At 70.8% G+C, this 22,437-nt stretch carries 25 protein-coding genes; 13 read left to right on the top strand and 12 right to left on the bottom strand.

What is annotated here, in order from left to right; genetic code table 11:
- The first annotated feature begins 26 nt into the window (after positions 1–26).
- Complete coding sequence (locus tag HDA41_RS29440) at positions 27–1,457, top strand: polysaccharide deacetylase family protein (RefSeq protein WP_184989144.1); 1,431 nt, start codon at positions 27–29, stop codon at positions 1,455–1,457.
- 103 nt (positions 1,458–1,560) lie between these two features.
- Here the strand turns inward: HDA41_RS29440 and HDA41_RS29435 are convergent, their stop codons facing one another.
- Both HDA41_RS29435 and HDA41_RS29430 read right to left on the bottom strand, forming a co-directional pair.
- The gene (locus HDA41_RS29435; protein WP_184989142.1) at positions 1,561–2,253 is read right to left on the bottom strand and encodes a response regulator; all 693 of its coding nucleotides are present in this window, start codon (positions 2,251–2,253) and stop codon (positions 1,561–1,563) included.
- Positions 2,253–3,200: a sensor histidine kinase gene (locus tag HDA41_RS29430; protein WP_184989139.1), complete on the bottom strand. Its 948-nt coding sequence runs from the start codon at positions 3,198–3,200 to the stop codon at positions 2,253–2,255. Before HDA41_RS29430 ends, HDA41_RS29435 begins: the two co-directional genes overlap by 1 nt.
- A gap of 198 nt (positions 3,201–3,398) precedes the next feature.
- Here HDA41_RS29430 and HDA41_RS29425 point away from each other — a divergent pair, with 198 nt between their 5' ends.
- Positions 3,399–3,884, top strand: a complete 486-nt coding sequence (locus HDA41_RS29425) for a cation:proton antiporter regulatory subunit (RefSeq protein WP_184989136.1) — start codon at positions 3,399–3,401, stop codon at positions 3,882–3,884.
- Positions 3,885–3,888: 4 nt separating this feature from the next.
- Entirely contained in the window at positions 3,889–5,112 is a 1,224-nt protein-coding gene (locus HDA41_RS29420) for a cation:proton antiporter (protein ID WP_184989132.1), read from the top strand.
- Positions 5,113–5,241: 129 nt separating this feature from the next.
- On the opposite strand, the gene HDA41_RS29415 is transcribed toward HDA41_RS29420, so the two are convergent.
- Positions 5,242–5,649, bottom strand: a complete 408-nt coding sequence (locus HDA41_RS29415; protein WP_184989129.1) for a pyrophosphohydrolase domain-containing protein — start codon at positions 5,647–5,649, stop codon at positions 5,242–5,244.
- 109 nt (positions 5,650–5,758) lie between these two features.
- Between HDA41_RS29415 and HDA41_RS29410 the strand changes: the two genes are divergently transcribed.
- Positions 5,759–6,760 (top strand): TAXI family TRAP transporter solute-binding subunit, encoded by a 1,002-nt coding sequence (locus HDA41_RS29410; RefSeq protein WP_184989126.1) that lies wholly within the window; start codon positions 5,759–5,761, stop codon positions 6,758–6,760.
- Here HDA41_RS29410 and HDA41_RS29405 read toward each other — a convergent pair.
- Positions 6,739–8,196 carry a sensor histidine kinase gene (locus HDA41_RS29405; RefSeq protein ID WP_184989123.1) on the bottom strand — a complete coding sequence of 486 codons (1,458 nt, stop codon included), beginning with the start codon at positions 8,194–8,196 and terminating at the stop codon, positions 6,739–6,741. The two genes, HDA41_RS29410 and HDA41_RS29405, sit on opposite strands and share 22 nt — an antisense overlap.
- 9 nt (positions 8,197–8,205) lie before the next feature.
- Positions 8,206–8,892: a response regulator transcription factor gene (locus tag HDA41_RS29400; protein ID WP_184989120.1), complete on the bottom strand. Its 687-nt coding sequence runs from the start codon at positions 8,890–8,892 to the stop codon at positions 8,206–8,208.
- Positions 8,893–9,180: 288 nt separating this feature from the next.
- Between HDA41_RS29400 and HDA41_RS29395 the strand changes: the two genes are divergently transcribed.
- The 8 genes from HDA41_RS29395 (at position 9,181) to HDA41_RS29365 (ending at position 15,614) form a co-directional block, all read left to right on the top strand.
- Positions 9,181–9,957: an amino acid ABC transporter ATP-binding protein gene (locus HDA41_RS29395; protein ID WP_059424223.1), complete on the top strand. Its 777-nt coding sequence runs from the start codon at positions 9,181–9,183 to the stop codon at positions 9,955–9,957.
- An 82-nt stretch (positions 9,958–10,039) separates the two neighbouring features.
- Positions 10,040–10,879 carry a glutamate ABC transporter substrate-binding protein gene (locus HDA41_RS29390; RefSeq protein ID WP_184989117.1) on the top strand — a complete coding sequence of 280 codons (840 nt, stop codon included), beginning with the start codon at positions 10,040–10,042 and terminating at the stop codon, positions 10,877–10,879.
- An 87-nt stretch (positions 10,880–10,966) separates the two neighbouring features.
- The gene (locus HDA41_RS29385; RefSeq protein WP_184989114.1) at positions 10,967–11,632 is read left to right on the top strand and encodes an amino acid ABC transporter permease; all 666 of its coding nucleotides are present in this window, start codon (positions 10,967–10,969) and stop codon (positions 11,630–11,632) included.
- The gene (locus HDA41_RS29380) at positions 11,629–12,525 is read left to right on the top strand and encodes an amino acid ABC transporter permease (RefSeq protein WP_184989111.1); all 897 of its coding nucleotides are present in this window, start codon (positions 11,629–11,631) and stop codon (positions 12,523–12,525) included. The genes HDA41_RS29385 and HDA41_RS29380 overlap by 4 nt, the downstream gene beginning before the upstream one ends.
- Positions 12,526–12,701: 176 nt before the next feature.
- On the top strand, positions 12,702–14,330 hold the full coding sequence (locus tag HDA41_RS29375; protein WP_184989108.1) for an FAD-dependent monooxygenase: 1,629 nt from the start codon (positions 12,702–12,704) through the stop codon (positions 14,328–14,330).
- Positions 14,331–14,363: 33 nt separating this feature from the next.
- Positions 14,364–14,510, top strand: coding sequence for a putative leader peptide (locus HDA41_RS42790; RefSeq protein WP_373453349.1), 147 nt, complete (start codon positions 14,364–14,366; stop codon positions 14,508–14,510).
- A 100-nt stretch (positions 14,511–14,610) separates the two neighbouring features.
- Positions 14,611–15,174, top strand: coding sequence for a cupin domain-containing protein (locus tag HDA41_RS29370; RefSeq protein WP_184989105.1), 564 nt, complete (start codon positions 14,611–14,613; stop codon positions 15,172–15,174).
- A 17-nt stretch (positions 15,175–15,191) separates the two neighbouring features.
- Positions 15,192–15,614, top strand: a complete 423-nt coding sequence (locus HDA41_RS29365; protein ID WP_184993821.1) for a rhodanese-like domain-containing protein — start codon at positions 15,192–15,194, stop codon at positions 15,612–15,614.
- Positions 15,615–15,627: 13 nt separating this feature from the next.
- Here the strand turns inward: HDA41_RS29365 and recX are convergent, their stop codons facing one another.
- From recX to HDA41_RS29345, 4 genes are all read right to left on the bottom strand, one after another.
- On the bottom strand, positions 15,628–16,503 hold the full coding sequence (gene recX / locus HDA41_RS29360) for a recombination regulator RecX (protein ID WP_184989102.1): 876 nt from the start codon (positions 16,501–16,503) through the stop codon (positions 15,628–15,630).
- Positions 16,504–16,506: 3 nt separating this feature from the next.
- Positions 16,507–17,634 (bottom strand): recombinase RecA, encoded by a 1,128-nt coding sequence (gene recA / locus HDA41_RS29355; protein ID WP_184989100.1) that lies wholly within the window; start codon positions 17,632–17,634, stop codon positions 16,507–16,509.
- A 230-nt stretch (positions 17,635–17,864) separates the two neighbouring features.
- Entirely contained in the window at positions 17,865–19,148 is a 1,284-nt protein-coding gene (locus HDA41_RS29350; RefSeq protein WP_184989097.1) for an AI-2E family transporter, read from the bottom strand.
- Positions 19,149–19,232: 84 nt separating this feature from the next.
- Positions 19,233–19,427, bottom strand: coding sequence for a DUF3046 domain-containing protein (locus tag HDA41_RS29345; protein WP_184989094.1), 195 nt, complete (start codon positions 19,425–19,427; stop codon positions 19,233–19,235).
- Positions 19,428–19,507: 80 nt separating this feature from the next.
- Between HDA41_RS29345 and HDA41_RS29340 the strand changes: the two genes are divergently transcribed.
- Complete coding sequence (locus HDA41_RS29340) at positions 19,508–20,452, top strand: prenyltransferase/squalene oxidase repeat-containing protein (protein ID WP_184989091.1); 945 nt, start codon at positions 19,508–19,510, stop codon at positions 20,450–20,452.
- Here the strand turns inward: HDA41_RS29340 and HDA41_RS29335 are convergent, their stop codons facing one another.
- From HDA41_RS29335 to HDA41_RS29325, 3 genes are read right to left on the bottom strand one after another with little or no spacing between them, the layout of a single operon-like run.
- The gene (locus HDA41_RS29335) at positions 20,453–20,764 is read right to left on the bottom strand and encodes an AzlD domain-containing protein (protein WP_184989088.1); all 312 of its coding nucleotides are present in this window, start codon (positions 20,762–20,764) and stop codon (positions 20,453–20,455) included.
- The gene (locus HDA41_RS29330) at positions 20,761–21,483 is read right to left on the bottom strand and encodes an AzlC family ABC transporter permease (protein ID WP_184989085.1); all 723 of its coding nucleotides are present in this window, start codon (positions 21,481–21,483) and stop codon (positions 20,761–20,763) included. Before HDA41_RS29330 ends, HDA41_RS29335 begins: the two co-directional genes overlap by 4 nt.
- Before the next feature lie 23 nt (positions 21,484–21,506).
- Positions 21,507–22,337 (bottom strand): AraC family transcriptional regulator, encoded by an 831-nt coding sequence (locus tag HDA41_RS29325; protein WP_184989082.1) that lies wholly within the window; start codon positions 22,335–22,337, stop codon positions 21,507–21,509.
- Positions 22,338–22,437 lie beyond the last annotated feature (100 nt).

Raw genomic sequence — 22,437 nt, 5'->3', positions numbered from 1 at the left:
GTCTCCTCTCCTCAGGTTCTGGTCACATGCGCTCTCACACCCTGCTCCCTGCCCTCCTGCTGCTCGGCTCGCTCACCGCGGCCTGTGCGCACCCCACGTCCGAACCCCCGGTCACGGCAGCCGACGGCGCACGGCCCGGCGCGTCGCCGTCCCCGGCCCGGACGGTCGACCCGTCGAAGATCAAGGGCCTGGAGATCGCCAGCGACAGCAGCGAGAACGGGTCCTGCCCCTTCGCGACCAGCTACCCGGACGTGCCCGGCGCGGAGGCGATGACGGCCGCGATGAAGAAGGACGTGGAGCGGCGCCTGGCAACCTTCCGCTCGGGGGCGTGCTCGGATTCGGGCGGAGCGGACGGTCGCGAGCTCAACATCAGCCACCACTTCCTGGTCGCCTCCGGCGACGTGCTCGGCGTCCGCCTCACCACCCAGGACCAGAGTTCGGCGGGCGACGGGCTGTCCGCCAGGACGTACTGGTACGACGGCGAGGCCGACGCGTACCGCACGACACTCGGACTCGTCGCCGACGGCTCCCGGGACGCCTTCGTCGCCGCCTTGAAGGATCAGCTCAAGGACCGGCAGGGCGTGGACGCAGCCGCCCTGGACGACAAGTTCTCCGACCCGGACGCCCGCGACGCCGCCCTGTACGACATGGCCTTCACCGCCGACGGCGGACTGCGGGTGCACTTCGACCGCGGCGACGTGGGCGTTCCGGCCGCCGGGGCCCAGACGGTGACCATTCCCCAGAAGACGATCACGCCATGGCTGTCCGCGTTCGGCAAGCGCGCCCAGCAGCAGACCGTGAGCCCCAGCCGTTCACTCGACCTGGGCGCGCCGCACGTCCCCACCCCGGCCGTCCCCACCCACACCGCCTCCGGCGACGACGACACCGACTGCAGGAAGGTCAAGTGCATCGCCCTGACCTTCGACGACGGGCCCGCCGTCCCCGAGAGCTCGACCCTGCTGACCCACCTCGCCAAGTACAAGGCGCGCGTCACCTTCTTCACCGTCGGCCAGAACGTCGCCGCCCACCCCGACCTCGTCCGCGCCGAGGCGAAGGCCGGCCACGAGATCGGCAACCACTCCTGGAACCACCCCGACCTCACCCGGCTCACCCCGCAGCAGGTCGCCTCCCAGCTCAACCGCACCAGCGCCGCCATCAAGGCCGCCACCGGCAGGACCCCCACCCTCTTCCGTCCGCCCTACGGCGCCGTCAACCGAACCGTCAGGGCCGCCACCGCCCTCTCGCCGGTGCTGTGGGACGTCGACACCGAGGACTGGAAGTACCGCGACCCCGCCAAGGTGGCCCGCACCGTCATCACCAAGGCCCAGCCCAACGACGTCGTCCTCCTGCACGACATCCACGCCACCTCGGTCGCAGCCGTCCCCGAGATCCTGCGCACCCTCACCGCCCGGGGCTACCACTTCGTCACGGTCAGCCACCTGCGCGCCACGCTGTGACACCGAGAGCAGCAGGCCCCACGAGCGGTGCGCTCCGGTCCGCCCTCTGCCGGGCGCCTGCCCGCCGAGCACATGCGCCTGCAAACCGCCCGGGTTCCCGGGCTCACGCCTCTATGAGACCGGCGCGGATCGCGTACCTGGTCAGCTCCAGACGGTCGCGCATGCCGAGCTTCTGGAGGAGGTTGGCGCGGTGGCGTTCGACCGTCTTGGCGCTGATGAAGAGGAGTTCGCCGATCTCCTTCGAGGTGTGGCCCTCGGCGACCAGCTTGAGGATCTCCTCCTCGCGCTCGGTGATGGCCCGTTCCGGCAGGCCGTCGCCCCGGTGCAGCCGCTCCAGGTAGGAGCGGACGAGGGTCCGCTCGGCGCCCGGGTAGATGAACGGCTCGTCACGCACGGCCGCCCGGCAGGCCTCGACCAGATCGCGGTCGGCGACGGACTTGAGGACGTAGCCGCTGGCTCCGGCCCTGAGCGCCTCGAAGAAGTACTCCTCGTTGTCGTACATCGTCAGGATCAAGATGTGCAGCGCGGGCAGCCGGCGGGAGAGTTCGCGGGCCGCCTGGAGACCGGTCATGCGCGGCATGGCCACGTCCAGGACGGCCAGGTCGACGGCGGTGTCCCGGGCGCGGGCGACGGCCTCGGCCCCGTCCCCGGCCTCGGCCACGACCGTCAGATCGGGCTCCCCGTCCAGGATGAGACGCACTCCCCGGCGTACGAGGGTGTGGTCGTCGGCGAGCAGGACGCGGATCGGGGGCCGGGCGGTGGCCGGCGGGCTTCCGGGCGTCACCGGTGTGGACATCAGCGTGCTCCTTCCGTCACCGGTATGCGCAGGCGTACGTCGGTGCCCCGGCCGGGGGCCGGTTCGAGGGTGAGGGAGGCGCCGATCAGGAGGGCGCGTTCGCGCATGCCGGTGATGCCGGCGCCCTCCGGGGCGTCGCCGAGGCCGGTGCCGTTGTCGCGTACGAGGAGTTCGACGCCGCCGGGGTCCGGCCGGAGGCGGAGTTCGGCACGGTCGGCACCGGCGTGCCGGGCGGTGTTGGTCAGGCCTTCCTGGGCCACTCGGTAGACGACGAGTTCCGATTCCGGGGTCAGGGCGGGGAGGGTGCCGGTGACGTGGTGGCGCACGGTCAGCCCATGGGTCGTGAACTCGGCGGCGAGCGAGCGCAGGGCGCTGGCCAGGCCGAGTTCCTCCAGGACACCGGGGCGCAGCCGACGGGCGATACGGCGGATCTCGTCCAGCCCCGCCCGGGTCGCCTCCTGCGCCTGGCTGACCTCCTCGCGCAGGTCGTCGGGCGCCCGGTCCGCCACGCGCTTGAGCTGGAGGAGGACGGCGGTCAGGGTCTGCCCGACCTCGTCGTGGAGCTCCCGGGCGATCCGGTGCCGTTCGCTCTCCTGTGCGGACAGCGCCCGGGCGGCGCCCGCGGCCCGCTCGGCCTCCAGCCGGTCGAGCATCGCGTTGTACGTCGTGATCAGCCCGGCCGTCTCCGCGGGTCCGGCGACCACCGGGCGGGAGCCCGGACGCAGCAGATCCACGGTGGCCATGGCCCGGTCCAGCCGTTGCAGGGGCCCGAGGCCGAAGCGCAGCACGAGTGCGTTGCCGGCGAGCAGCATCGCCAGGCCGCCGAGCAGGACGAGCGCCTCGCCCGGCAGAACGGGGGTCGACACGGTGACCGGGCCGAGCAGCAACGCGGTCGCCACGACCAGGCCCGCCGCGTTGAGCGAGAAGATCCGCCAGAACAACGACACGTTCCTGGATCCGCTCCTTCCGGCCTTCGCGTATGACACCGCCCCCTCCACCCTCTCCGGCGACCGGCCGCTGCGTATATCCGTCACGACACCCATGTCGTCACCGTACGGCCGGATGACAGCATGCGGACTTGACCCGTCCATGGATCGACACCGTTCATCAGATCGACAAGAGCCAGCCGAACAAGGGGAAGAAACGTGTCAGCTCCGCGCCTGAGGGCGACGCCGCTGCCGGGCATCGGGGTCCAGTACGACCTGGAGACCCGGGAACACCGCCATCTGTCGGTGGTGGCGCACCGCGACGGCACGCGCACGGTGAACGTGTACCGGGCCGACGATCCCGACTCCTGCGCGCAGTCCCTGCGGCTGTCCAGCTCGGAGGCGGGGTCGCTGATCGACGCGCTGAAGCCGTCCCACCACAGTCCCAGTCTGCTGTACACCACGGATTTGGGGCTGGTCGCCGAGCGGATCGAGGTGGCCGCGACCTCCCACTGGAACGGGCGGGTGCTGGGCGACACGCGGATGCGCACGGAGACGGGCGCGTCGGTCGTGGCGGTGCTGCGCCGGGCCGAGGCCATCCCGTCCCCCGCGCCGGACTTCCGGCTGGCGGGCGGTGACACGCTGATCGTCGTCGGCACCCGTGAGGGCGTCGACGCCGCCGCGGCGATACTCGGTCGGGAGTGATCCGGTGCACTCCGCGGTCCTGCTGATCGAGTTCGGTTCCATCATCCTCGGCCTCGGCCTGCTCGGCCGGTTCGCCGCCCGTTTCCGGCTGTCGCCGATACCGCTGTACCTCCTGGCCGGTCTGGCCTTCGGCGAGGGCGGTCTGCTGCCGCTCGGCGCGAGCGAGGAGTTCATCGCCACCGGCGCCGAGATCGGCGTCATCCTGCTGCTGTTGATGCTGGGCCTGGAGTACACGGCGAGCGATCTGGTCTCCAACCTCAAGACCCACTACCCGTCCGGTCTGGTCGACTGCGCGCTCAACGCGCTGCCGGGGGCGGCGGTGGCGCTGCTGCTCGGCTGGGGGCCGGTGGCCGCCGTCGTCCTGGCCGGTGTCACCTGGATCTCGTCGTCCGGCGTGATCGCGAAGGTGCTGGGCGACCTGGGCCGGGTCGGCAACCGGGAGACGCCGGTGATCCTCAGCGTGCTCGTGCTGGAGGATCTGGCGATGGCGGTGTACCTGCCCATCATCACGGCGCTGGTGGCGGGGGTCGGGCTGCTGGCCGGCAGCCTGACCCTGGCGATCGCGCTGGGCGCGGCGGGCCTCGTCCTGTTCCTGGCCCTGCGCTACGGAAGGGTCATCTCCCGCTTCGTCTCCAGCGACGACCCGGAGAAGCTGCTGCTGGTCGTGCTGGGTCTGACGATCCTGGTCGCGGGTGTGGCACAGCAGCTGCAGGTGTCCGCGGCGGTGGGGGCCTTCCTGGTGGGCATCGCGCTGTCGGGAGAGGTGGCGGAGGGTGCGCACACGTTGCTGAGCCCTCTGCGCGACCTGTTCGCGGCGGTCTTCTTCGTCTTCTTCGGACTGCACACCGACCCATCCAGCATCCCTCCCGTGCTGCTGCCCGCCCTGGGCCTGGCCGTCGTCACCGCCCTGACGAAGATCGCCACCGGTTACTGGGCGGCGCGGCGGGCCGGGATCTCCGTCAAGGGCCGCTGGCGGGCGGGCGGTGCGCTGGTGGCCCGTGGCGAGTTCTCGATCGTCATCGCCGGCCTGGCGGTCTCGGCGGGCATCGAACCGTCCCTCGGCCCCCTGGCCACGGCCTACGTCCTCATCCTGGTCGTCCTGGGCCCCCTCACCGCGCGCTACACGGAGCCCGCGGCGACCTGGTGGAGCCGACGCCGCGAGTCACGCCGGGGTACGGCGGAGACGACACCCCGGGCGAAGGAGGCGGACGCGCCGGTGGCCGACTGAGGGGGGCGCCGGACAGGGGAGCCACCGCCGAACCCCGGCGGCGGTCAGGCGCCGGACAGGTGAGCCACCGCCGGCCCGGGCAGCCGCCACCCACCCGGCAACGGTCCTGAGCCGGATCCCGGCGACGGCTCAGGCGCCGGCGGCCGGTTCCCACCCCTGCCTCCGCAGCACCCCCGGCACATCCGGTGCCTCGTAGTGCTCTCCCTTCAGCACCTTGCCGTCCTCGCGGCGGGAGACGGTGCCGTCGGGGCCGATCTTGGTCATGTTGGAGCGGTGGATCTCGGCCAGCACCGCGTCGAGGTCGATGCCGTGGACGAGGGCGGTGCCGTAGGCGACGTAGACGACATCGGCGAGTTCGTGGGCGAGCCGGTCGAGCGGGCCCGTCACCGACACCTCGGCGACCTCCGCGGCCTCCTCCGCGAGGAGTTCGCCGCGGTGGGCGGCGAGTTCCGGGGACACCTCCGTGGGGGTACTGCGGGCGTCCAGGCCGAAGGCGAGGTGGAATGCACGGACCAGGTCTGCGGGCGAGGAGCTCATGGGGGCGACTGTAGTGGCGGCCACCGACACTCCCCTCGCCCCGTGTCCGGTCCCACCCCGTGAGCCCGCCCCTGGTCAGCGGGGCACCACGACTGGCAGGATCGCGCGCATGTCCAAGATGCTCCCACCCATCGGCAGGCGCCGGGCCCTTCAGGGCGGCGCCGCCTCCCTCGTGGTCCTCGGGCTGCTGTTGTGGTGGCTGCGCCCCTGGGCCGAGGAGCGTCCGGGCGGGACGATCAGGTTCAGCACGGGCACCCGCGCGGGGGTCTACCACGAGTACGGCGAGCTCCTGCGCACCGAGATCGACGGGGACATGCCCGATCTGAAGGTACGCCTGCTGACCAGTGCCGGTTCACAGGAGAACGTCGCGGACGTGGCGACGGGCAAGGCCGACTTCGCGATCGCCGCGGCCGACGCGGTCGCCACGTACCAGCTCGACAACGGCACGGGCGCCGACCGGCTCCGCGGTGTGGCGCGTCTGTACGACGACTACGCCCAGCTCGTCGTACCCCCGGACTCGGACATCCGCTCCGTCGCGGACCTGCGGGGCAAGCGCGTGGCCATAGGGCTGCCGAACTCCGGCGTACGGCTGATCGCGAACGGCGTGCTCAAGGCGGCCGGGATCGACCCGGAGAAGGACATCAAGCCGTCGTCGGACGGCATCGACACCGGACCCAAACGGCTGGGACACGGCCTCGACGCGTTCTTCTGGTCGGGCGGGCTGCCCACGGACGGGCTGAGCCGGCTGGCCAAGAAGTCGGCGTCGGCGTTCCGCTTCGTGCCGATCGACGCCGGCCTCGTGGCCAAGCTGCACGAACAGGGCGGTGCCACGCGCTACTACCGCGCCACCAAGATGCCGGAGTCCGCCTACCCCACCATCCAGCGCGGCGACCCGGTCCCCACCCTGGCGGTGTCCAACCTGCTGGTCACGCGCAACGACATGGACTCCCGGCTCACCGAGTGGCTGACCCGTACGGTGATCGACAGCCGGGACGGCATCGGCGCGACCGTCCACTCCGCCCAGCTGGTCGACGTCCGCACGGCGATCTACACGGACCCGCTCAAGCTGCACGACGGGGCCCGCCGCTACTACCGGTCCGTCAAGCCATAGCCCGCTTCGCCGTCAGGCCGTAGCCCTCGCTCCCTCGCCGGTCCGACCCTCGGCACCGCCACTGTCACCTTCAGCCCGTGCGGCTCGTGATGGTCGTACGCGATCGAACCGCCGCCCGCCGTGAGCAGCGCCCGCGAGATGGACAGTCCGAGGCCCGAGCCCTTGATGTTCTGGTGGCGGCTGCTGCGCCAGAAGCGGTCGCCGACGCGGGCCAGTTCCTCGTCGGTGAGGCCGGGGCCCTCGTCGGTGACGACGACGGTGGAGATGTCGCCGTTGGAGGCGACGGTCACCTCGACGGTCCGGCCCTCGGGCGTGAACTTCACCGCGTTGTCGATCACCCCGTCCAGCGCGCTGGACAGCGCCACCGGGTCGGCCCACGCGGTCGTCGGCGGGCAGTCGCCCACCAGGCGTACGCCCTTGGCCTCGGCGGTCGGGGACCAGGCCGCGACCCGTTCGGCGGCGAGCTCGCCGATGTCGGTGATCTTCAGATCGGCCTCGGTGTGCTCGGCCAGCGCCAGGTCGAGCAGATCGTCCAGGACCTGCGCGAGGCGCTTGCCCTCGGCCTGGACCGAGGCGATCTCCTTGTTGCCCTCGGGCAGCTCGAAGGAGAGCAGTTCGATGCGCAGCAGCAGCGCCGCGAGCGGGTTGCGCAGCTGGTGCGAGGCATCGGCGACGAAGGCGCGCTGCTGCTCCAGCACGTCCTCGACGTTGTCCGCCATCTCGTTGAACGACCGGGCCAGACGCCTGAGTTCCGGCGGACCGCCGGCGGCGGCGACCCGGGACTTCAGCCGCCCGGTGGCGATGTCGTGGGTGGTGGCGTCCAGTACCCGCACGGGCTTGAGCACCCAGCCGGTCAGCCGCAGGGCGGCTCCGACGGCCAGCAGCATCGCGGCGGACTCGCCCGCGCCGATGACCAGCCAGCCGTGCAGCGTGCGGGAGCGCATCTGCCCGGTGGGCGAGTCGGTGACGACGACCGCGACGACGTCCCCGTCCCGGATGACCGGCGAGGCGACCACGAGGTTGCCCCGCTGCCAGGGCCACACCTGCCGCGGGTCGTGGCTGCGGCGGCTGAGCAACGCCTCGTCGAAGGCGTCACGCACCTCGCCCTCCTTTGGCAGGGACCACCCGGCCGGTGCGTGGGCCATGGCACTGCCGCTGCGGTAGAAGACACCGGCCCGGATGCCGTAGACCTTGTAGTAGCTGTCGAGTTCGCTGCTGAGCGTGGCCAGACGCTCGTTCTCGAACGCGCTGGCGGTCCCGGTGGGCGAGTCGGTGACGAACTGGGCGAGAGCCGCGAAGCGTGCGGTGTCGTCGATCCGGTCGACGACGACCTTCTGCTGCTGGGCGCCGGCCAGGCTGACGGCGAGCGGGACGCCGAGCGCGAGCAGTACGGCCGCCATCAGGACGATCAGCAGCGGGAGCAGACGAGTGCGCACCCGGCCCCGCTATCCGGCAGGCGCGACGAGCCGGTAGCCGACTCCGCGTACGGTCTCGATGAGGGCGGGCATGCGCAGCTTGGCGCGCAGGGACGCGACGTGCACCTCCAGAGTGCGCCCCGTCCCCTCCCAACTGGTCCGCCACACCTCGCTGATGATCTGCTCCCGGCGGAAGACCACCCCGGGCCGCTGCGCGAGCAGGGCCAGGAGGTCGAACTCCTTGCGGGTCAGCTGGACCACGTTTCCGTCCACGCTGACCCGGCGCGTGGGCAGCTCGATGTGCACCGGGCCCAGACGCAGCTCCGTCTCGATACCGCTGGAGGTGTCTTCGTGGGAGGTGCGCCGGCTCACGGCGTGGATGCGGGCGAGCAGTTCCCCGGTGTCGTACGGCTTCACCACGTAGTCGTCGGCGCCGAGATTGAGGCCGTGGATGCGGGAGCGCACGTCGGAGCGCGCGGTGACCATGATCACCGGTGTGCTGGTGCGCTTGCGGATCTTGCCGCAGACCTCGTATCCGTCCTGGTCGGGCAGGCCCAGGTCGAGCAGGACGACGCCGAAGCCGTCGCTCTCGGGTACCAGCGCCTGCAGGGCCTCCTCACCGCTGCGCGCGTGCGTGACGTCGAACCCGTGACGTGCCAGGACCGCCGACAGGGCGGCGGCGACGTGGTTGTCGTCCTCGACGAGCAGCAGTCTCACCCGGGCCCCCTTCGGTTCACTGGCCGTACGATCTAGATGTGTACGAAGAAGCGTGCACGCGCGCGTGCACCTTGTGCAGTCACGCTGATGGATGAGGACGGCGTCAAGAGGGTTCCGGTTGCGGAGCGCTTCCGTTACCCGGCCGATATGAGCGCTGCTCATAAGTGCTACGACACGTGTCCGATTGCTATCGGATCGTGATGCTCAGATTCCCCTCAGATGTAATGACGCAGGTCGTAGAGCGTTACTACTGTCCTCCGAAACCGAGGAGGACGGAGCCTGAGAGCGATGACCGAAGTATCGGTGGCCAAGGAAGATGTGGCCGCGACCGGAGAACTGGTCGTCCTGAAGAGCGTCAACAAGCACTTCGGCGCGTTGCACGTACTCCAGGACATCGACCTGACGATCGCCCGCGGCGAAGTCGTCGTGGTCATCGGACCCTCCGGGTCCGGCAAGTCCACCCTGTGCCGCACCATCAACCGCCTGGAGACGATCGACTCCGGCACGATCGAGATCGACGGCAAGCCGCTGCCCGCCGAGGGCAAGGGACTCGCCCGGCTCCGGGCCGACGTCGGGATGGTCTTCCAGTCCTTCAACCTCTTCGCGCACAAGACCGTGCTGGAGAACGTCACACTCGGCCAGGTCAAGGTCCGCAAGAAGGACAAGAAGGCGGCCGAGGAGCGGGCCCGGGCCCTGCTCGACCGGGTCGGCGTGGCCGCGCAGGCCGAGAAGTACCCGGCACAGCTCTCCGGCGGCCAGCAGCAGCGCGTGGCGATCGCGCGGGCGCTGGCCATGGAGCCGAAGGTCATGCTCTTCGACGAGCCGACCTCCGCGCTCGACCCCGAGATGATCAACGAGGTGCTGGAGGTCATGCAGCAGCTCGCCCGCGACGGCATGACGATGATCGTCGTCACCCATGAGATGGGTTTCGCACGATCGGCTGCAAACCGCGTGGTGTTCATGGCGGACGGCCGAATCGTCGAGGAGGCTGCGCCCGACCAGTTCTTCAGCAATCCGCGCAGCGACCGTGCCAAGGACTTCCTGTCGAAGATCCTGCATCACTGACGGCGCGGATCGCGCCGGACGCGACTCGTGTCGCCCACCCCTTGAGGGCCCGCATCTCTTCACCAGTCAAAGGATGTTCATCATGAAGCTCCGCAAGGTCACCGCCGCCTCGGCCACCGTCTTCGCTCTCGCCCTGACCGCCACCGCGTGCGGCGGTGACAAGAACGAGGGCGGCGGCTCCGGTTCCGGCGACGGCAAGACGATCACTGTCGGCATCAAGTTCGACCAGCCGGGCCTCGGCCAGAAGACGCCGCAGGGCTACGCCGGCTTCGACGTCGACGTCGCCACGTACGTCGCGAAGAAGCTCGGCTACAACGCGAACCAGATCGAGTGGAAGGAAGCGAAGAGCGGCGACCGCGAGACCATGCTCCAGCGCGGTGACGTCGACTTCATCGCCGCCACCTACTCGATCACCCCGGAGCGCCAGGAGAAGGTCGACTTCGCCGGCCCGTACCTCCTGGCCCACCAGGACGTGCTGGTCCGCGCCGACGACAACTCCATCAAGTCGCCGGCTGACCTCAACGACAAGAAGCTGTGCTCGGTAACCGGCTCGACTTCGGCGCAGAACGTCAAGGAGAAGCTGGCCCCGAAGGCCGACCTCCAGCAGTACCCGACGTACTCGGCCTGCCTGGGTGGTCTGCAGACCAAGAGGATCGACGCCCTGACCACGGATGACTCGATCCTCGCCGGTTACGCCGCCCAGGAGCAGTTCAAGGGCAAGTTCAAGCTCGGCGGCTTCAAGATGACCAACGAGAACTACGGCATCGGCGTCAAGAAGGGCAGCGACCTCAAGGACAAGATCAACAAGGCTCTTGAGGACATGGTCGCCGACAAGTCCTGGCAGAAGGCCGTGGACAAGAACCTCGGCCCGGCCGACTACAAGAACGAGCCCGCGCCGAAGATCGGCGACATCAAGAGCTGACGCAACGGCTGAGGCAACGCCTGTCGGGTGCGCCGCCCTCCGGGGCGGCGCACCGGGGCATCCCTATACGCGGAAGCGCGGGAGATCGTGTTCGACTTTCTGAGTGACTACGACATCCTGGGAGCCTTCTGGACGACGGTGCAGCTCGCCCTGCTGTCGGCCGTCGGCTCCCTGATCTGGGGCACCCTGCTGGCCGCCATGCGCGTCGGCCCGGTGCCGCTGATGCGCGGCTTCGGGACCGCTTACGTGAACCTCGTGCGGAACATCCCGCTGACCGTGATCATCCTGTTCACCTCGCTGGGCCTGTACCAGGCACTGAACATCACCCTCGGCGCCGACAGGTCGGACACGGCCAACTTCCGGCTCGCCGTACTCGGTCTGATCGCCTACACCTCCGCCTTCGTGTGTGAGGCGCTGCGTTCCGGCATCAACACGGTGCCGGTCGGTCAGGCGGAGGCGGCGCGCGCCATCGGCCTGAGCTTCTCGCAGGTGCTGCGGCTGGTCGTGCTTCCCCAGGCGTTCCGCTCGGCCGTCGGCCCGCTGACGAACGTCCTGATCGCGCTGACGAAGAACACCACGGTGGCCGCGGCGATCGGTGTGGCGGAAGCGGCGTTGCTGATGAAGGAGATGATCGAGAACGAGGCGCAATTGCTGCTGATCTCCGCGATCTTCGCCTTTGGTTTCGTGTGCCTGACGCTGCCGACCGGTCTGATCCTCGGCTGGGTGGGCAAGAAGGTGGCGGTGAAGCGATGAGTGCCCTTCTCTACGATGCGCAGGGGCCCCGCGCCAAGCGGCGCAACGTCCTGTTCACGGTGGCCTTCCTGGCCGTTTTGGCGGCTGTGCTGTGGTGGGTGTACCTCACCCTCAAGGACAGCGGCCAGCTCGAATGGGTCCTGTGGGAGCCCTTCTTCACCAGCTCCGAGCCCTGGTCGACGTACATCTGGCCGGGCCTGCAGAACACGCTCAAGGCCGCGGTGCTCGCCGTGATCATCGCGCTTCCGCTCGGTGCGGTGCTCGGCATCGCCCGGCTGTCGGAGCATGCCTGGATCCGGGTGCCGGCCGGAGCCGTGGTCGAGTTCTTCCGCGCCATCCCGGTGCTGATCCTGATGATCTTCGGGCTCGCCCTGTTCGCCGAGTACACGAACGTGTCGTCCGACGACCGTCCGCTGTACGCGGTCGTCACGGGTCTGGTGCTGTACAACGCCTCGGTCCTCGCCGAGATCGTCCGGGCGGGCATCCTCTCCCTGCCCAAGGGCCAGTCCGAGGCGGCCATGGCGATCGGCCTGCGCAAGAACCAGGAGATGCGGCTCGTCCTGCTGCCGCAGGCGGTCACCGCGATGCTGCCGGCCATCGTCAGCCAGCTGGTCGTCATCGTGAAGGACACCGCCCTCGGCGGCGCGGTCCTCACCTTCCCCGAGCTTCTTGCCTCGGCCAACACCATGAGCGGCTACTACGGTGCGAACACGATCGCCAGCTTCACGGTCGTGGCTGTCATCTTCATCGCGCTCAACTTCGCCCTGACCTCCTTCGCGAGCTGGCTGGAGCGTCGGCTGCGGCGGGCCAAGAAATCGACGGGCGCGGTTGTGGGCGTGGACGAGGCGCAGATCGCCGGCGGAGGGGGAACCGCCGGCGGAGGCGTCAACTGACCTTCGGTCACCTCACCTGACACACTCAGGGGCAGTGGCATGATCGCCACTGCCCCTGGTCACTTGACGCAAGCACCGGCAATGGGTTGCATACGTTCTGTGATCGTGCACCCTGCTCCAAGCTCCTGTTCACCTACGTCTCTCAGGACAACATCACGGGCAGGGGGCGCCGCGCCGTGGACCCGGTGATCATCGTCGGAGCGGGGCCCGTCGGGCTCACGCTCGCCCTGGCGCTGGCGCGTCAGGAGGTGCCGTGCGTCGTTCTCGACGAGGGGCCGGGCAAGGACGAACCCCGTGCGGCGCGCACCGTCGTCCTGCGCGAGGACACCGCCGCCCTCATGGAACGGCTGACCGGCGTGCCACTGTCACAGGCCGGCTCCCACTGGGCCGGATGGCGGTCGATGCGGCGCAAACAGGTGATGCGCGAGATCGTTTTCGACGGCACCGAGCCCGCTCCCCTGCACATCGCCCAGCACGTGCTGACCGACGCCCTGCGCGCGGCCCTTTCCGGCGAACGGCTCGTCAAAGTCGCGGTGGACAGCCGCGTCGACGGCATCGAGCAGGAGTCCTCGGGCGTCACGGCCCACACCCGCGGCCCCAAAGGCACCTGGTGGCGCGGCAGTTACCTGGTCGGCTGCGACGGTCCCCGCTCGACCGTGCGCAAGCTCCAGGACATCCGCTTCCCGGGCCGTACGGCGGTGGAACGTCACGCCGTTGCCGCGCTGCGTACGGAAATGCCCTGGCACGACGAGGCGTTGCTGCACCGCATGCCGCCGTGGCGCATGTCGGGCCCCTCGGCCGGCGAGGTCACCGCGCGCCCGCTGCCGGACGGCGTCTGGCGTCTGGACTGGCTCCTGCCGCCCGGCAAGGACCTGGTCACCCCCGAACTGCTGCTGACCCGCATCCGGGAGACCCTGGCCGGCTGGGCGGGCGGCACGACCCCGCCGTACGAGCTGCTGGACACCGGCGTCCACACGGTCCACCACCGTCTGGCCCGCCGCTGGCGCGCCGACCGCGTCTTCCTCGCCGGGGACGCGGCACATCTGCTCGGCGCGCTGGGCACGCACGGGCTGGACGAGGGCCTGAGGGACGCCGACAACCTCGCCTGGAAACTGGCCCTGGCCTGGCACCACGGGCCGCACGAGGCGCTCCTCGACAGCTACCAGACCGAGCGCCGGGCGGTCGTCGCCGCCCGGTTGCGCGCCGCCGACCAGGCACTGCCGCTGCTGCGCGGCGGCGCAGGCCTGCGCTCCTACGTCCCCGGCTCGTCCCGGGGCCACGACGCGCTCCTCACGGACGGTCACTTGGGGCACGGCCAGCTCGGCGCGCCGGGGGCGTACGCCGACTCGCCCCTCGCGCCCGGACACCTCGAAGGTGAGACCCCCGTCGACACATCACCCGGAGCGCCGGTCAGCGACGTACGGGTCACCGCGGAGGACGGCACCTTCGTACGGCTGCGGGACCGGCTCGGCCGCGGCGCGCTGCTGGTGGTGCTGATCGCGCCGGGCACGGGCGTGTGGGAGCGCAAGCACTGGGTCGGCGCCGGCGTCATGCCCCGGCTCGCGGCCGCGGTCGCGGCACTGCCGCACCCCGCCGAGCTGCTGGTCGCCGAGAGCTATCCGGGCGCTGCCGCGCACACGGTGCTCCTGGTGCGCCCCGACGGGCACCTCGTCACCGCGCTGAGCGGAGTGCGCCCGGACGACCTGTACGCGGCGGCGGAGGCCGCGGTGGGCGGACCGGCGAAGGCGCAGGCCGAAGCCGGTGCGCCGGCCGGCTCTCGCTGGACGGTCGACATCGCTCGCTGACGGTCGACCTCGGGTGACGCGCTCACTGTCACCGTGCGTCCGCATGGTGACAGTGAGTTGACCGGCCCGGGCGGTCATGGTGTACTCCGGTGCGTGACCGACACCTGTGTGCGCCTGTGGCGGAGAGTCCATATGGACCTCGTCCGCTATGCGGGCTGCGTGTGTCGCCCGTCCTGCTGACTTCGCATCCCCCTCTTCCTCTGTGCGCGCGCCGCGCTCTGTCTGCCGCGGCCGACGCGCCTGATTCGCGAACTCGCATCAGACCTCCAGGACGGCACCCGTGTCTGTATCCCCTTCCGCATCCCCCGCTGTCTCCTCTTCCGGCTCCTCTGCTGTCACCTCCGCCGTTTCGGCGCCCACTCAGGCCGACCTCTTGGACTTCGTGCGGCGTACGGCCACCGACACCGAGCTGATCGCCTCGCTGCCGCTCGACCCGGAAGGCCGCACCTGGGTGCGGCTGGACGGGCCCGGCGGCAGTGAGGCCTGGCTGATCGGCTGGCCGCCCGGCACGGGCACCGGCTGGCACGACCACGCCGACTCCGTCGGCGCCTTCCTGACCGCGTCGGGCGAGCTCAAGGAGTACTCGCTCGCCGCGCGGCTGCCCACCGACGGCTGGAAGACCCTGGAACTCACCGACGGTGTCGACCGCGAACGCCGGCTGCCGTCCGGCCAGGGCCGTGCCTTCGGCCGTCACCACGTCCACGAGGTGCTCAACGAATCCCCCGACGCCCACGCGATCTCCGTCCACGCCTACTACCCGCCCCTGCCGCAGATCCGCCGCTACAGCCGCAGCGGGCCGATCCTGCGCCTCGAGCAGGTGGAGCGACCGGAGGACTGGCAGTGAGCGCGACGCACGAGCGGGTGAGCGACGGCAGCAGCCACAGCAGCGGGGTCGGTGTCCAACGTCCCGTCGGTATCGACGCGTTGCTGGAGCGCGTACGTGCCGGTTACCAGCGGATCGAGCCGCAGGAGGCGTACGAGGCCGCCCGGGCCGGTGACGCGCTGCTGGTGGACATCCGCTACGCGGCCCTGCGCGAACGGGACGGCCTGATCCCCGACACCCTCGTCGTCGAGCGCAACGAGCTGGAGTGGCGCCTCGACCCGCAGGGCAGCCACCGTCTCCCGGAGGCAACGAGCCACTGCCTGCGCGTCGTCGTGATCTGCAACGAGGGGTACGCCTCCAGCCTGGCCGTCCAGTCCCTGCACCAGCTGGGACTGCACCGGGCCACCGATCTGGTCGGCGGGTTCCAGGCTTGGCGGGCGGCGAGGCTTCCGGTGGTGTGACCACGCGGTTCGCTCAGAACTGCTCGTCCCCGAGAAACTCCGTGTCCTCGCCCTCCTCCTCCAGCGCCTGCCGGACCACACGCAGGGCCATGCCCTCGGAGTAGCCCTTGCGGGCGAGCATGCCCGCGAGGCGGCGGAGTCGCTTGTCCCGGTCGAGCCCACGAGTGGAGCGGAGTTTCCGCGCGACGAGTTCCCGCGCGGTCGCCTCCTCCTGCTCGGAGTCGAGCTGGGAGACGGCCTCGTCGATCAGCGTGGAGTCGACGCCCTTGGTCCGCAGCTCTCGGGCGAGCGCACGCCGCGCCAGCCCTCGGCCGTGGTGCCGGGACTCCACCCAGGCGTCCGCGAAGGCGCTGTCGTTGATGAGGCCGACCTCTTCGAACCGCGACAGCACCTCCTCGGCGGCGTCGTCCGGGATCTGCCGCTTGCGCAGGGCGTCGGCGAGTTGCTTGCGGGTCCGCGGGGTCCCGGTGAGCAGGCGCAGGCAGATCGCCCGCGCCTGCTCGACCGGGTCCCCCGGAGGCTCCCCCTGCTCGGCCCTCGACGAGGAGAGGGACCCTCCGTCCTCGGCATCCGCCGCCGCGCCGAAGCCACGCCGACGACGCCCGCGTCGACGTCCGCCGGGCGACCCACCGTCACGTGAGCCGTCCCTGGACGAGCCGCCTCCGCGTGAGCCTCTGTCAGCTGAGCCGGTGCCGGATGAGCCACTGCCCCGGGAGGTATCCCCGTACGGCCCGCCGTCCTCGTGCAGTCGGTCGCCCCCGTACAACCGGTCGTCCCCGTGCGCGTCCGCCCCGTCCACGGCCGAGCCCGTCTCCTCTCCGGTGCCCCTCCCCCGTGAGGCACCGGAGGCGGTGTACTCGTACTCCGCCCAGTCGGTTCGTCGTGTCACGGGTCAGCTCTTGGCTGCGGCGGCCTTGGACTTGGCGGGCTTGGCCACTGCCGGGGCGGGGACCGCCGCCGGGGCGTCGGCCGGTGCCGGGGAGACCGCCGCGTCCGTGCCCGGCTCGGCGGCCGGCTCCTCGGGGCGTACGCCGACGCCCAGCTTCTCCTTGATCCTCTTCTCGATCTCGTTGGCCAGGTCGGGGTTGTCCTTCAGGAAGTTGCGCGCGTTCTCCTTGCCCTGGCCGAGCTGGTCGCCCTCGTACGTGTACCAGGCGCCGGCCTTGCGGACGAAGCCGTGCTCCACGCCCATGTCGATCAGGCCGCCCTCGCGGCTGATGCCATGGCCGTAGAGGATGTCGAACTCGGCCTGCTTGAAGGGCGGCGCGACCTTGTTCTTGACGACCTTGCAGCGGGTGCGGTTGCCGACCGCCTCCGTGCCGTCCTTCAGGGTCTCGATGCGGCGGATGTCGATGCGCACCGAGGCGTAGAACTTCAGCGCCCGGCCACCGGTCGTGGTCTCCGGGGAGCCGAACATCACGCCGATCTTCTCGCGGAGCTGGTTGATGAAGATCGCGGTGGTCTTGGACTGGTTGAGCGCGCTGGTGATCTTGCGCAGGGCCTGGCTCATCAGGCGGGCCTGGAGACCCACGTGGCTGTCGCCCATCTCGCCCTCGATCTCCGCGCGCGGGACGAGCGCCGCGACGGAGTCGATGACGATGAGGTCGAGGGCACCGGAGCGGACCAGCATGTCCACGATCTCCAGGGCCTGCTCGCCGTTGTCCGGCTGGGACAGGATGAGGTTGTCGATGTCGACGCCGAGCTTCTTCGCGTACTCGGGGTCGAGTGCGTGCTCCGCGTCGACGAAGGCGACCTGCCCGCCGGCCTTCTGCGCGTTCGCCACCGCGTGCAGGGTCAGGGTGGTCTTACCGGAGGACTCCGGTCCGTAGATCTCCACGACACGGCCGCGGGGCAGGCCGCCCACGCCGAGGGCCACGTCGAGGGCGGTGGACCCGGTCGGGATGACCTCGATGGGCTCCTTGGTCCGGTCGCCCATGCGCATGACCGCGCCCTTGCCGAATTGCCGTTCAATCTGTGCGAGAGCGGCATCCAGGGCCTTCTCGCGGTCGGTTCCTGCCATGGGTTCCACCCGATTTGCTTGAGTCGATCGCTTCACGTCAAAGACGCTAACGCCTGCCACTGACAATGCGCCCCGACGCACGTCCGGCCTGTGGATAACTCGGGCATTTCTCCACCCAAAGTATGTCGAAATGCCCACCGCTGAGCTTCGCCGGAGACTCCATAAGAATGGATGTTCGATTTTCGTGTCAAGCGACACCACGCGGCACCTCCGCGACAGGGCGCGGCGACTCAGTCCGGGCTCTTCCCGGAGCCCCCGCCCTCGGGCCGACCGCTTCCGGGCCGCTCCGCCCCTGCCCGCCCGGCCCACAGCTGCCTCGCGCGCGTGACGAGGCTCGGCCCCTCCCCGCGTCGGTGATGGCCGTGCACCCGGGGGTCGTCCGTGACGGCGTACCGCTTCACGTACGCCCCCAGGAAGGCCTGGAGCGTGGCGATGGCGGGGATGGCGATCAGCGCGCCGACGGCGCCCAGGAGCGCGGTGCCCGCGATGACCGAGCCGAAGGCGACCGCGGGGTGGATGTCGACGGTCCTGGCCGTCAGCTTCGGCTGGAGCACGTAGTTCTCGAACTGCTGGTAGATCACCACGAAGATCAGCACCCACAGCGCGTACCAGGGGTTGACCGTGAACGCGATCAGCATGGGCAGCGCGCCCGCGAGATACGTGCCGATGGTGGGGATGAACTGCGACACCAGGCCCACCCACACGGCGAGCACGGGCGCGTAGGGCACGTCCAGGCCCTGCAACAGGACGAAGTGGGCCATGCCGGAGATGAGTGCCATCAGACCGCGCGAGTAGATGTAGCCGCCGGTCTTGTTCACGGCGATCTCCCACGCGCGCAGCACCTCGGCCTGCCGTGCGGGCGGCAGGAGGGAGCAGATCGTGCGGCGCAGTCGCGGACCGTCCGCGGCGAAGTAGAACGAGAACAGCGCGATCGTCAGCAGCTGGAAGAGACCCCCGATGACCTGGGCGGACACGTCCAGGACGCCCGTGGCGCTGTTCTGCACGTAGTTGCGCAGCCAGTCGGAGCGGAGCAGGCCCTCCTGGATGTCCACGCGCTTCAGGTCGGTCTTGAAGTGCGTGTTGATCCAGTTGATGACGGAGTCGAGGTAGTCCGGGAAGCCCTCGATCATCTTGATGATCTGGTCCGCCAGAATGGAACCGAGCAGTGTGACGAAGCCCGCCGCCACGATGATCACACCGATGAAGACGACGAACGTGGCCAGTCCCCTGCGCATGCCGCGCGAGGCCATCCAGCTCACCGCCGGTTCGATGGCGAGCGCCAGGAAGAACGCGATGAGGATGTTGATCAGCAGGCCGGTGAGCTGGTGGAAGGCCCAACTGCCCAGCTGGAAGACGGCGACGAGGGCGAGTGCGAGCACCAGGGCGCGCGGCAGCCAGCGCGGCATACGGCCGTTCGGTCCTGCGGCCCCGCCGACGGGGGGCGGGGCAGGCGGTGTCGTGCCGAACGGGGAGGACTGCTGGGCTTCCTGCCCGGTCTCGTCAGTGCGTGCCACGCACCAAGTCTCGCCCACGGCACCGACAGCCGTCTGCCCGCCTGCGATCTTCGTGGGCCGCCGGTCAGCGGTCTCCACGACGGGTCAACGCTTCTCCCTCGGCACGTCCATCACCGCGCACACCACCTGCCAGACCTCCTTGGCGTCCCAGCCGGCGTCGAGGGCCTCCTGCACGGTGCGCCCGCCGAGGTCCGACATCACGTGGTCGCGCGCGAAGGTGTCGGCGTAGCCCGGACCGAAGTGCTCCGCCATCCGCTGCCAGAAGACCGTCAACCGCATGACTCCAGTATCCCGCCCGTGGGGGTGGGCCTGAGCCGGGACCGCCTGCCGGCACCGTATTCCGCCCTACCGTCTGACCCATGGCCGAAACAGGAGCTCCCCCACTCCCCCCGTCGCCCCCGCCGCACACCCCCGTGGCACGCGCGGAACGCTTCGTCTGGCTCACCGCGCGCGTGCTCGAGCAGCACCTCTTCGCCCACCACTTCCGGGGCGGCGCCGCCGACCCGGTGGAGACCGCCCTGGACGCCTACCGCAACGAGGACGGCGGGTACGGCCACGCGCTGGAGCCCGATCTGCGCGGCCCGGTCAGCCAGCCGCTGCACACCGCCCACGCCCTGCGCGTCCTGGACGCCGTGGGACGCTGCGCCGGACAGCGCGTGGAACGCATGTGCCGCTACCTGACGTCCGTCTCCACGGCGGACGGCGCCCTCCCGGCGATCCACCCGAGCCAGCACGGCTACCCGACGGCCCCCTTCGTGCCGGTCGTGGACGACCCGCCCAGCGCTCTCCTGGCCACCGGGCCGGTGGTGGGGCTGCTGCACCGCAACGAGGTGTGGCACGCCTGGCTGTTCCGGGCCACGGACTTCTGCTGGCAGGCGGTCGAGTCCCTGGAGGAGTCCCACCCGTACGAGATCGAGGCCGCCGTGGCGTTCCTCGACTCCGCCCCGGACCGCCCGCGCGCGGAGGCGGCCGCCGACCGCCTGGGCCGCCTCGTACGCGCACACCGCCTCGCGGTCCGGGATCCCGACGACCTGGGCACGTATCCGGTCTCCCCCGGCTACGCCCCGGGGGAGCACCACTTCCCGTACGACTACGCGAGGACCCCGCAGTCGCTCGCGCGCGCGTGGTTCACCGACGACGAGATGGCGCGCGCCCTGGACCACCTCGCGGCCCAGCAGCAGGAGGACGGCGGCTGGCCCGTCCGATGGCGTCAGTGGGCCCCGGCGCCCGCCCTGGAGGCCCGCCCCGTGGTGACGGTCGAGGCCCTGCGCACGCTCCGGTCCCACGGTCGCCCCGTCGGCTGATCACCCCACGCCCATGGCCCGCACGCCCGCGGTCACCAGCACGGCCGCCGCGACGACGAGCAGGAACGGGGCGCGCAGCACCAGCGCCACCGCCGCGGCTCCGAGCCCGGCGGCCCGCGCGTCCAGGACCAGCACCTGCCCGTCGGCGAAGGTCTGCTCGGCCGTGAGGGCCGCCAGCAGAGCCACGGGCAGCAACGCGGCAAGGCGCTTCACCACGGGCCGCTCAAGAGCCCCGGCGGGCACCAGCAGCCCGGCCAGCTTGACGGCGTAGCACCCGAGGACGGTCACACCGATCGCGATCCAGACGTTCACCCTTCAATCCCCCGTCCCTTGCGCCGGCCGTCCGCCCAGAGCACGACCGGCGCGGCCAGCGCGGCCATCAGCACCGGCACACCGGCGGGCAGCACGGGCAGCAGCCCGAGCCCCAGCAGCACGGCGAGCCCGGCGACGGCCCGCTCGGTGCCGGTCTTCAGCATGGGCGCGAGCAGCGCCAGGAACACCGCGGGCCCCGCGGCGTCCAGCCCCCACGCGCCGGTGTCCCCGATGGCTCCGGCGCCCAGGGCACCGAGCAGCGTGGTGAGGTTCCACAGCACGTACAGGCTCAGCCCGGTCACAAAGAACCCGATCCGCGCCGCGCGCCGCGTGGGCTGCGCCAGGGCGACGGCGGCCGTCTCGTCGATCACCCACTGGGCGGCGAACGGCCGCACCGCGCGCGGGAGGGCCAGCAACTGCGACAGACGCAGGCCGTAGAAGGCGTTCCGCACGCCCAGGAAGAAGGCCCCGGCAGCCGCCGTGAACGGGCCGCCACCGGCCGCGAGGGCTCCCACCAGGGCGAACTGGGACGCCCCCGTGAACACCAGCAGACTGAGCGCGCACGTCTGCATCAGCGTGAGTCCGCTGCCGGCCGACGTCACCCCGAAGGCGAACCCGGAGAGCCCGACGGCCACCCCGACGCCCAGGGCGTCCCGCACGACCGCACGGTCCGCCTTTCCACCGGTCTCTGTATCTCTGAAAGCTGTCCGTTCTGTCACGCCCCGCACGCTACGAGGAGCCGCTACCGCAGGTCTTGTACGTTCTTGCGCTCCCGCTGGTAGGCCCCCGGAGGCACCCCGACCATCCGGCTGAAGTGCCGGTTGAGATGCGGCTGATCGGTGAACCCAACGGCGACGGCGACCTCCGAGGGCGCCGTCCCCAGGTCCAACAGCCGCCGCGCCCGCCGTACCCGCGCATCCGTGAGCCACGTGTGCGGCGGCATCCCGTAGGCACCCCGAAAGGCCCGTAGCAACGCGAACGGACTGGTCCCGAGCTCAGCCGCCAACCGCTCCAGGCTCGGCGGCCGCGCCATCTGCTCCTCCAGCACCGCACGCGCGCGTGCGGCGATCCGGGCCCCGGCCGTCCGCACCTCCCGCCGCGGCACGGGTCCACCGTTCAGCCGCAGCAACCTGGTCACGGCGACCCGCAGCAGCGTGTCCGCGGCCAACGCATTGCCCTCGTCGGCGGCCCGCAGCACCTGATGCACCAGCCCGGCGGCATACGGATCATCCACTACCGGGCTGATGAACCCCGGTGTCCCCCGCAGCGCCGTGGTCTCGGCCGCGATCTCCGCCACCACATCGACGGACGGATACACGGCCCCGTACCGCCACCCCTCGGGCACACCGGCCCGCCCGGTGTGCGGAGTATCCGGATTCACCAGCGCGAGAGCCCCGGCCCCCGCGTACTGATCGCCCCCACCGTGGTGAAACACCTCCACCCCGTCGGCGATGGCCGCGATCACGAAGTTCTCGTGCGTGTGCCGCACGAACGTCTTCCGCACATACCGGGCCCGCAGCAGATCCACCCCGGGCAGCTCGTCGTACTGCCAATGCCGCGCACGCTCACTCATCCGCCCATTGTCCGGCGCTCCGAACGCACGGCGGCAAGCCCCACGTACCCGCACCCACCACCGGCGAGCAGGCACCCCGGCCCGACCGGCGCAGACACCC

Source organism: Streptomyces caelestis, assembly GCF_014205255.1.
GTDB classification, from domain to species: Bacteria; Actinomycetota; Actinomycetes; order Streptomycetales; family Streptomycetaceae; genus Streptomyces; species Streptomyces caelestis.
The sequence above is the reverse complement of the archived record's forward strand: the minus strand, read 5'-3'. Positions and strand labels throughout refer to the sequence as shown.